The organism is Pseudomonas sp. 3B-A001-10F (assembly GCF_056313565.1).
Window position 1 is genome coordinate 51,350 of record NZ_JBQYFW010000037.1, and the last position, 9,027, is coordinate 60,376.

At 60.6% G+C, this 9,027-nt stretch carries 9 protein-coding genes; all 9 read left to right on the plus strand.

Going from position 1 to position 9,027, the window contains the following annotated elements; all coding sequences use genetic code 11:
• Nucleotides 1–67: 67 nt before the first annotated feature.
• The 9 genes from fleN to AC0ZWN_RS25030 all read left to right on the plus strand — a co-directional run bounded on the left by fleN (nucleotide 68) and on the right by AC0ZWN_RS25030 (nucleotide 8,957).
• Nucleotides 68–898, plus strand: coding sequence for a flagellar synthesis regulator FleN (fleN, locus tag AC0ZWN_RS24990; RefSeq protein WP_003222917.1), 831 nt, complete (start codon nucleotides 68–70; stop codon nucleotides 896–898).
• Nucleotides 895–1,635 carry an RNA polymerase sigma factor FliA gene (fliA, locus tag AC0ZWN_RS24995; RefSeq protein ID WP_093439777.1) on the plus strand — a complete coding sequence of 247 codons (741 nt, stop codon included), beginning with the start codon at nucleotides 895–897 and terminating at the stop codon, nucleotides 1,633–1,635. Before fleN ends, fliA begins: the two co-directional genes overlap by 4 nt.
• Before the next feature lie 166 nt (nucleotides 1,636–1,801).
• The gene (locus tag AC0ZWN_RS25000; RefSeq protein ID WP_161986607.1) at nucleotides 1,802–2,173 is read left to right on the plus strand and encodes a chemotaxis response regulator CheY; all 372 of its coding nucleotides are present in this window, start codon (nucleotides 1,802–1,804) and stop codon (nucleotides 2,171–2,173) included.
• An 18-nt stretch (nucleotides 2,174–2,191) separates the two neighbouring features.
• Nucleotides 2,192–2,980: a protein phosphatase CheZ gene (locus AC0ZWN_RS25005; protein ID WP_007920000.1), complete on the plus strand. Its 789-nt coding sequence runs from the start codon at nucleotides 2,192–2,194 to the stop codon at nucleotides 2,978–2,980.
• Nucleotides 2,981–3,034: 54 nt separating this feature from the next.
• Nucleotides 3,035–5,284 (plus strand): chemotaxis protein CheA, encoded by a 2,250-nt coding sequence (locus AC0ZWN_RS25010; protein ID WP_476337004.1) that lies wholly within the window; start codon nucleotides 3,035–3,037, stop codon nucleotides 5,282–5,284.
• A 49-nt stretch (nucleotides 5,285–5,333) separates the two neighbouring features.
• Nucleotides 5,334–6,482: a protein-glutamate methylesterase/protein-glutamine glutaminase gene (locus tag AC0ZWN_RS25015; protein WP_093439790.1), complete on the plus strand. Its 1,149-nt coding sequence runs from the start codon at nucleotides 5,334–5,336 to the stop codon at nucleotides 6,480–6,482.
• Nucleotides 6,482–7,222, plus strand: a complete 741-nt coding sequence (locus AC0ZWN_RS25020) for a flagellar motor protein (protein WP_003222929.1) — start codon at nucleotides 6,482–6,484, stop codon at nucleotides 7,220–7,222. Before AC0ZWN_RS25015 ends, AC0ZWN_RS25020 begins: the two co-directional genes overlap by 1 nt.
• Before the next feature lie 12 nt (nucleotides 7,223–7,234).
• Nucleotides 7,235–8,125 carry a flagellar motor protein MotD gene (motD, locus tag AC0ZWN_RS25025; RefSeq protein WP_093439795.1) on the plus strand — a complete coding sequence of 297 codons (891 nt, stop codon included), beginning with the start codon at nucleotides 7,235–7,237 and terminating at the stop codon, nucleotides 8,123–8,125.
• Nucleotides 8,126–8,168: 43 nt separating this feature from the next.
• On the plus strand, nucleotides 8,169–8,957 hold the full coding sequence (locus AC0ZWN_RS25030; protein WP_008077691.1) for a ParA family protein: 789 nt from the start codon (nucleotides 8,169–8,171) through the stop codon (nucleotides 8,955–8,957).
• Nucleotides 8,958–9,027 lie beyond the last annotated feature (70 nt).

Sequence of the window (9,027 nt, forward strand, 5' to 3'; positions counted from 1 at the left end):
GTTCCGGTTGTGAACGCGCAGCCAGTAATGTGGCCTCCGTCTATGCAAGACAAGGTAAAGAAATAACATGGGCAGCATGCATCCCGTACAGGTGATCGCGGTGACCGGCGGCAAAGGTGGCGTCGGCAAGACTAACGTGTCAGTGAACTTGTCGCTGGCGCTGGCAGAGCTTGGCCGTCGGGTCATGCTGCTGGACGCCGACCTGGGTCTGGCGAACGTTGACGTATTGTTGGGGCTGACCCCTAAACGCACGCTGGCCGACGTCATCGAAGGCCGGTGCGAGCTGCGCGACGTGCTGTTGCAAGGCCCCGGTGGCATTCGCATCGTGCCGGCGGCGTCCGGCACCCAGAGCATGGTGCACCTGAGCCCGGCGCAACATGCCGGCCTGATTCAGGCGTTCAGCGACATCGGCGACAATCTCGATGTACTGGTGATCGATACCGCTGCGGGTATTGGTGACTCGGTAGTCAGTTTTGTTCGCGCCGCGCAAGAAGTGTTGCTGGTGGTCTGCGATGAGCCGACCTCGATCACTGACGCCTACGCGCTGATCAAACTGCTCAACCGCGATTACGGCATGAACCGCTTCCGCGTCCTCGCCAACATGGCGCAGAGCCCGCAGGAAGGGCGCAACCTGTTCGCCAAGTTGACCAAGGTCACGGATCGCTTCCTTGACGTGGCCCTACAATACGTCGGCGCCGTGCCTTACGACGAAAGCGTGCGTAAAGCGGTGCAGAAGCAGCGCGCGGTGTACGAAGCCTTTCCGCGTTCCAAGTGCGCGCTGGCGTTCAAGGCGATCGCGCAGAAGGTCGACACCTGGCCGCTGCCCGCCAACCCGCGTGGCCACCTTGAGTTTTTCGTCGAGCGCCTCGTGCAGCAAACGGCAGGGCCCGTGCTATGACCGCAAGCGGTATGAACTACTACAAGAAGTCGGCACGTGACGCGCAGTACGAGTTGATCGAGCGTTACGCGCCACTGGTCAAACGCATTGCCTACCACTTGCTGGCGCGCTTGCCGGCGAGTGTGCAGGTCGAAGACCTGATCCAGGCCGGGATGATCGGCCTGCTTGAAGTCTCGACCAAATACGACGCCAGCAAAGGCGCCAGTTTCGAAACGTACGCGGGCATACGAATCCGCGGCGCGATGCTCGACGAAGTGCGCAAAGGGGACTGGGCGCCACGCTCGGTTCACCGCAATACCCGTATGGTCAGCGACGCGATTCGCTCAATTGAAGCTAAAACCGGCCGTGATGCTAAAGATCACGAGGTTGCGGCCGAACTCCAATTGAGTCTCGACGATTACTACGGGATTTTGAATGACACCTTGGGCAGTCGCCTGTTCAGTTTCGACGACCTGTTGCAGGACGGCGAACACGAAGGGCTGCACGAGGATGGCGCGAGTGCTCATATGGAGCCGTCACGCGATCTGGAAGATGAACGTTTCCAGGCAGCGTTGGCGGACGCGATTGCCAATTTGCCGGAGCGTGAGCGACTGGTGTTGGCGCTGTACTACGACGAAGAGCTGAACCTCAAGGAGATCGGTGAAGTCCTTGGCGTCAGTGAATCGCGGGTCAGCCAGTTACACAGCCAGTGCGCGGCCCGTTTGCGGGGGCGTTTGGGGGAGTGGCGAGCGCGCTGAAGGCAGTGTGGGGACACTGCGAACGAGGCTGGTGCGGTGATGAACGGCACCGGTCTTGCTCTGTTGTGCTCCAGACAGTCTTCGAGTGCTGCGCCGATTGATTGAAGTGGCGCGTCCAGGTGCTGGGCGCGTTTAAGACTGCTTGGAGGTCGAATTGAACAAAGACATGAAAATCCTCATCGTTGATGACTTCTCAACGATGCGGCGGATCATCAAGAACCTGCTGCGTGATCTTGGGTTCACCAACACCGTCGAGGCTGACGATGGCGTGACTGCCATTCCAGTGCTCAACAGCGGAAGCATCGACTTTCTGGTAACGGACTGGAACATGCCGGGCATGACCGGTATCGACCTGCTGCGCCATGTGCGTGCCGATGAAAAACTCAAGCACCTGCCAGTGCTGATGGTGACTGCAGAAGCCAAGCGCGAGCAGATCATTGAAGCCGCTCAGGCTGGTGTAAACGGCTACGTAGTCAAACCTTTCACGGCTCAGGCGTTGAAAGACAAAATCGAGAAGATTTTCGAACGCATCGGCTGATGAACGCGCGGGGGAGCTATGGAGCATAACGAATCTTCACAGGGCGATTTCGAGTCGACCCTGAAAAAACACGCGGTCGAACTGGTCGAAAGCCTTGAAAAAGGCAGGTTCGGCGACGCTGTGCAACTGATCCATGAGCTCAATCAGACCCGTGACCGTGGCCTGTACCAGGAAGTCGGCAAGCTCACACGTGAACTGCACAGTGCGATCGTCAACTTCCAGATCGATCCGAACATGCCGCAGGCCGAGGAAGTGTCGCAAATCACCGACGCCACCGAACGCCTGGGCTATGTGGTCAAGCTGACAGAAGCCGCGGCCAACCGCACCATGGATCTGGTGGAAAGCGCCACGCCGGTGGTCAACAGTCTGGCTGATGAAGCGCAGACCTTGAGCGCCGATTGGGGTCGCTTCATGCGTCGCGAGGTCGGGGCTGAAGAGTTCCGCGAGCTGGCGCGCCGGGTCGACGGTTTTCTGTCACGCAGCAGCACGGACAACCGTGCGGTGTCGAGCAATCTCAACGACATCCTGCTGGCCCAGGATTACCAGGACCTGACCGGTCAGGTGATCAAGCGTGTGACCCAACTGGTCACCGAAGTCGAAAGCAATTTGCTCAAACTCGTGCTCATGGCCAGTCAGGTCGACCGCTTTGCGGGCATCGAACATGACCGCGCCGCGATGCTTGCAGAAAAAGATCCACAAAAACATCTCTCGCAGGGTGAAGGTCCGCAGATTCATGCCGATAAACGAGAAGACGTTGTGTCCGGTCAGGACGATGTGGACGATTTGTTATCCAGCCTCGGATTCTAGAGTTGTGGAATTTTAGGTTTTTTGGGTTTTTAGACCTGTAGGAGCACCCCATTAATGAGCTTCGGCGCCGATGAAGAGATCCTTCAGGATTTCCTGGTTGAGGCCGGCGAGATTCTTGAGCAACTGTCCGAACAACTGGTCGAGCTGGAAAGCCGTCCGGATGACGCAGATCTGCTCAACGCAATTTTTCGCGGTTTCCACACTGTAAAAGGGGGCGCCGGCTTCCTTCAGCTCAACGAGCTGGTGGAGTGCTGTCACATCGCCGAAAACGTGTTCGACATCCTGCGCAAGGGTGAGCGTCGCGTTGATGCAGAACTGATGGACGTTGTCCTCGAAGCACTGGACGCGGTGAACAGCATGTTCAGCGAAGTCCGTGAGCGTGCACCGATCACCGCCGCTACCCCGGAACTGCTGGCCGCCCTGGCGCGTCTGGCCGAACCGCAATCGGCGGATGCCGCCCCGGCATCGCCGGTAGCCGAGATGATCGAAGACCTGGTCGTCGAAGGCGACGCGTCGGGCGACATCACCGATAACGAATTTGAACAACTGCTGGACTCGCTGAACGCCGTCAAGGCTGAAGCTGAAGCCCCGGCCGCTGTTGCACCTGCGCAAACGGCCGCTGAAGCCGCGAGCGACGAAATCACTGACGCCGAGTTCGAGTCGTTGCTCGATCAGTTGCATGGCAAAGGCCAGTTCGCGGCGGATGCCGTGGCACCGACCGCAGCGGCTCCAGCAGCCCCGGCGGCGGGCGACAGCTCGGATATCACCGACGACGAATTCGAAGCCCTGCTCGATCAACTGCATGGCAAGGGCAACTTTGCCGTTGAAGCACTGGAATCGGCGATCGCCTCGGCACCGGCTGCCGGCAGCGATCTGATCAGCGATCACGAGTTCGAATCGCTGCTCGACGAATTGCACGGCAAAGGCAAGTTCACTGACGTTGGCGCCGCGACTGCCGGCGCTGCTTCCACGGTGGCTGCGCCGGCCGCCAAGGCTGCGGCCGCTCCGGCTGCAGCACCGAAGGCAGCTCCCAAGCCTGAGCCGAAAGCCGAAGCGCCGAAACCGGCTGCCGCTGCTGCACCGGCTCCGGCCCGTGCTGCCGCCGCACCGCCGCCAGAAAAACCGGCGAGCGAAGCGGAAACCACGGTACGGGTTGATACCGCGCGTCTCGACGAAATCATGAACATGGTCGGCGAGCTGGTGCTGGTGCGTAACCGTCTGGTGCGCCTGGGCCTCAACAGCGGCGACGAAGCCATGTCCAAGGCCGTGTCGAACCTCGACGTGGTCACGGCTGACTTGCAGACCGCGGTGATGAAGACGCGGATGCAGCCGATCAAGAAGGTCTTCGGGCGCTTCCCGCGTCTGGTTCGCGACTTGGCTCGTCAGCTGAAGAAAGAGATCAACCTGGAACTGGTGGGCGAAGAAACCGACCTCGACAAAAACCTTGTCGAGGCCCTGGCCGACCCGCTGGTCCACTTGGTGCGCAACGCGGTCGACCACGGCATCGAGTCGCCGGAAGAGCGCGAGGCATCGGGCAAGGCCCGTGGCGGTCGTGTTGTTCTGGCCGCCGAGCAGGAAGGCGACCACATCCTGTTGTCGATTTCCGATGACGGCAAAGGCATGGACCCGAACGTCCTGCGCGCCATCGCGGTAAAGCGCGGCGTGATGGACAAGGACGCAGCCGATCGCCTGAGCGATACCGAGTGCTACAACCTGATCTTCGCCCCGGGTTTCTCGACCAAGACCGAGATCTCCGACGTGTCCGGCCGCGGTGTCGGCATGGACGTGGTGAAGACCAAGATTTCCCAGCTCAACGGTTCGATCAACATTTACTCGACCAAGGGCCAGGGCTCGAAGATCGTCATCAAGGTACCGCTGACCCTCGCGATCATGCCAACCCTGATGGTCATGCTCGGCAATCAGGCGTTTGCGTTCCCGCTGGTCAACGTCAACGAAATCTTCCACCTCGACTTGTCGACCACCAACGTCGTCGACGGTCAGGAAGTGGTGATCGTGCGGGACAAGGCGCTGCCGTTGTTCTACCTCAAGCGCTGGCTGGTCAGCTCCGCCGCTCACGAAGAGCAGCGTGAAGGCCACGTGGTGATCCTTTCGGTGGGCACCCAGCGGATCGGCTTCGTCGTCGATCAACTGGTCGGTCAGGAAGAAGTGGTCATCAAGCCATTGGGCAAAATGCTCCAGGGCACTCCGGGCATGTCCGGCGCCACCATTACCGGTGACGGCCGCATCGCGCTGATTCTCGATGTTCCAAGCATGCTCAAGCGTTACGCCGCACGGCGTATTTGAATCCGGGGCGGCGGGGCGACAACGTCCCGCTGCACCTAATGGAGTGTTTATGGCAGTCAAAGTCCTGGTGGTGGACGATTCGGGTTTTTTCCGCCGCCGCGTCTCGGAAATTCTTTCTGCGGATCCGAGCATTCAGGTGGTCGGCACTGCAACCAACGGTAAAGAGGCGATTGATCAGGCCCTGGCACTCAAGCCGGACGTGATCACCATGGACTACGAGATGCCGATGATGGACGGCATCACGGCAGTGCGGCACATCATGCAGCGCTGCCCGACCCCGGTGTTGATGTTCTCCTCGCTGACGCACGAAGGCGCCCGGGTCACCCTGGATGCGCTGGACGCCGGCGCGGTGGATTTCCTGCCGAAGAATTTCGAAGACATCTCGCGCAACCCCGAGAAGGTCAAGCAACTGCTGTGCGAGAAGGTCCATAGCATCTCGCGCAGTAATCGTCGTTTCAGTGCCTACAGCGCGCCTGCGCCGGTTGCAGCACCAGCGCCGACGCCTGCTCCGGCAGCATCGAGCTTCAGCAGCCACAGCAGCAGTCACAGCACCAGCGCGCCGGCTCGTCCGGCTCCAGCGCCGGCACCGACTCGCGCCCCGGCCGCCAGCGCTTCGTCGCCTGCACCGAAACGCAAGGCCTACAAACTGGTTGCCATCGGGACCTCGACTGGCGGCCCGGTTGCGCTGCAACGCGTGCTGACTCAGTTGCCGGCGAATTTCCCGGCGCCGATCGTGCTGATCCAGCACATGCCGGCAGCGTTCACCAAGGCCTTCGCCGAACGTCTCGACAAGCTCTGCCGCATCAGCGTCAAGGAAGCCGAGGATGGCGACATCCTGCGTCCGGGCCTGGCGTTGCTCGCTCCGGGTGGCAAGCAAATGATGATCGATGGCCGTGGCGCGGTGAAAATCCTCCCGGGCGACGAGCGTCTGAACTACAAGCCGTGTGTGGACATCACCTTCGGTTCGGCGGCGAAATCCTACGGCGACAAAGTTCTGGCGGTGGTGTTGACCGGCATGGGCGCCGACGGCCGTGAAGGCGCGCGTCTGCTCAAGCAGGGCGGCAGCGCGGTGTGGGCACAGGATGAGGCAAGCTGCGTGATCTACGGCATGCCGATGGCCATCGTTAAAGCCGACCTCGCCGACGCGGTGTACAGCCTCGACGACATCGGCAAGCACATTGTCGAGGCGTGTCTCTGATGGATGTTTTAAGCCTTATCGGGATCATCATGGCGTTCGTCGCCATCATCGGTGGTAACTACCTTGAAGGTGGTCACCTCGGTGCGCTGGCCAACGGCCCGGCGGCATTGATCGTACTGGGCGGCACCATCGGTGCCGCACTGCTGCAATCGCCGATGAGCGCGTTCAAACGCGCCATGCAGATCCTTGCCTGGATTCTGTTTCCGCCACGGGTCGATCTGGCCGGCGGCATCGATCGCGTCGTCAACTGGAGCCTCACCGCGCGCAAGGAAGGCCTGCTGGGTCTGGAAGGCGTGGCTGATGCCGAACCTGACAACTACTCGCGCAAAGGCCTGCAACTGCTGGTCGATGGCGCCGAGCCGGAAGCGATCCGCAGCATCCTCGAAGTGGACTTCTACACCCAAGAAGCCCGCGATATCGAAGCGGCGAAAGTCTTTGAAAGCATGGGCGGCTACGCGCCAACCATCGGCATCATCGGTGCGGTGATGGGCCTGATCCACGTGATGGGCAACTTGGCTGATCCAACACAACTGGGCAGCGGCATCGCTGTGGCGTTCGTCGCGACCATTTACGGCGTGGCCAGTGCCAACCTGGTGTTGCTGCCAGTGGCGGCCAAGCTGAAGTCAATCGCGTTGCGGCAGTCGCGTTATCGCGAAATGTTGCTGGAAGGGATCTTGTCGATCGCCGAAGGTGAAAACCCTCGCTCCATTGAGTTGAAGCTGCAAGGCTTCATGGATTAAGGGAATAACCTCATGGCACGTCGTCGCCACCAGGAAGAGCATGTAAACCACGAACGCTGGCTGGTTTCCTACGCTGACTTCATCACGCTGCTGTTCGCGTTCTTCGTGGTCATGTACTCGATTTCGTCGATCAACGAAGGCAAGTACAAAGTCATTTCCGAAGCGCTGATCGGCGTCTTCACCGACTCCGACCGCTCGCTCAAACCGATCCCGATTGGCGATGAACGACCGAAGACCGTGACCCCGGCCAAGCCGCTGGTCAAGGACGCCGAGCAGGTTGACGCCGGTATTGCCGGTGCCAGCGATCCGCTGAAAAGCATCGCCGATGACATCAGCGCCGCGTTCGGCGATTTGATCAGCTCCAATCAGATGACCGTGCGCGGCAACGAGTTGTGGGTCGAGATCGAGCTCAACTCCAGCCTGTTGTTCGGCAGCGGCGACGCCATGCCGAGTGACATCGCCTTCAACATCATCGACAAGGTCGCGGCGATCCTCAAACCGTTCGATAACCCGATCCATGTCGAGGGTTTCACCGACGATCAACCGATCCGCACCGCGCAGTACCCGACCAACTGGGAGCTGTCCTCGGCGCGTTCGGCGAGCATCGTGCGCATGCTGGCAATGCAGGGTGTCAACCCTGGTCGCCTGGCATCAGTGGGTTACGGTGAGTTCCAGCCGGTGGCCAACAACGCCACCGCTGAAGGCCGCGCGAAGAACCGTCGCGTCGTGCTGGTGGTGTCGCGAAACCTCGATGTACGCCGCAGCCTGACCGGCACTGGAACCGCCCATGCGCAACCGGATGCTGCGTTGAAGCGTGCTGGCACACAAACTGCACCGACCCCGGTCAAGACGCCGGGACGCGAGAGTGCCGTCAATTCTCCGTCACCCGCATTAACACGCTGAGCTATGTCTCGGTCGAGCATATCGGCCGGGAGGAACGAACCGAATGAGAGTCTGGGCAGTCGCCAATCAAAAGGGTGGTGTCGGTAAAACCACATCTTCCATCGCTTTAGCCGGATTGCTGGCGGAGGCGGGCAAGCGCGTGGTTGTGGTCGATCTCGACCCGCACGGCTCGATGACCAGCTATTTCGGCTATGACCCCGACAGCTTGGAACACAGCAATTACGACCTGTTTCTGCACAAGGGCAGCGTGCCGCAAGGCCTGCCGGGGCAGTTGCTGTTGTCGACCAGCGACGAACGTATTTCCCTGCTGCCATCGAGCACCGCGTTGGCAACCCTTGAGCGGCAGTCACCGGGACAGAGTGGCTTGGGTCTGGTGATCGCCAAGAGTCTGGCGCAGCTGTGGCAGGATTTTGATTACGCCGTCATCGACAGCCCGCCGTTGCTCGGCGTGCTGATGGTCAACGCCCTCGCGGCGAGCCAGCAACTGGTGATCCCGGTGCAGACCGAACACCTAGCCGTCAAAGGTCTGGAGCGCATGGTCAACACCTTGGCGATGATCAACCGCTCGCGCAAACAGGCGCTGCCGTTCAGCATCGTGCCGACCCTGTTTGATCGTCGTACCCAGGCATCGATGCATACCTTGCGCGTGCTGCGCGACAAATTCCCCGACGAGATCTGGCAGGGTTATATCCCGGTTGATACCCGTCTGCGCGACGCCAGCCGGGCCGGTGTCACGCCTTCGCAATTCGACGGCAAGAGCCGTGGCGTGCTGGCGTATCGCGCGCTGCTCAAGCATCTGTTGGCGCAACAACTTGTTCCGCAGGTGGCTTGAATGACGTTGAACCTTGTAGGAGCTGCCGCAGGCTGCGATCTTTTGATCTTGCTTAGTGGCGCTCCTGAAA

Excerpts from the sequence above, each read along its gene's own strand:
- fleN (WP_003222917.1), top strand. The coding sequence starts at position 68 with ATGGGCAGCATGCATCCCGTACAGGTGATCGCGGTGACCGGCGGCAAA.
- AC0ZWN_RS25015 (WP_093439790.1), top strand. The coding sequence starts at position 5,334 with ATGGCAGTCAAAGTCCTGGTGGTGGACGATTCGGGTTTTTTCCGCCGC.
- fliA (WP_093439777.1), top strand. The coding sequence starts at position 895 with ATGACCGCAAGCGGTATGAACTACTACAAGAAGTCGGCACGTGACGCG.
- AC0ZWN_RS25020 (WP_003222929.1), top strand. The coding sequence starts at position 6,482 with ATGGATGTTTTAAGCCTTATCGGGATCATCATGGCGTTCGTCGCCATC.
- AC0ZWN_RS25030 (WP_008077691.1), top strand. The coding sequence starts at position 8,169 with ATGAGAGTCTGGGCAGTCGCCAATCAAAAGGGTGGTGTCGGTAAAACC.
- motD (WP_093439795.1), top strand. The coding sequence starts at position 7,235 with ATGGCACGTCGTCGCCACCAGGAAGAGCATGTAAACCACGAACGCTGG.
- AC0ZWN_RS25010 (WP_476337004.1), top strand. The coding sequence starts at position 3,035 with ATGAGCTTCGGCGCCGATGAAGAGATCCTTCAGGATTTCCTGGTTGAG.
- AC0ZWN_RS25005 (WP_007920000.1), top strand. The coding sequence starts at position 2,192 with ATGGAGCATAACGAATCTTCACAGGGCGATTTCGAGTCGACCCTGAAA.
- AC0ZWN_RS25000 (WP_161986607.1), top strand. The coding sequence starts at position 1,802 with ATGAAAATCCTCATCGTTGATGACTTCTCAACGATGCGGCGGATCATC.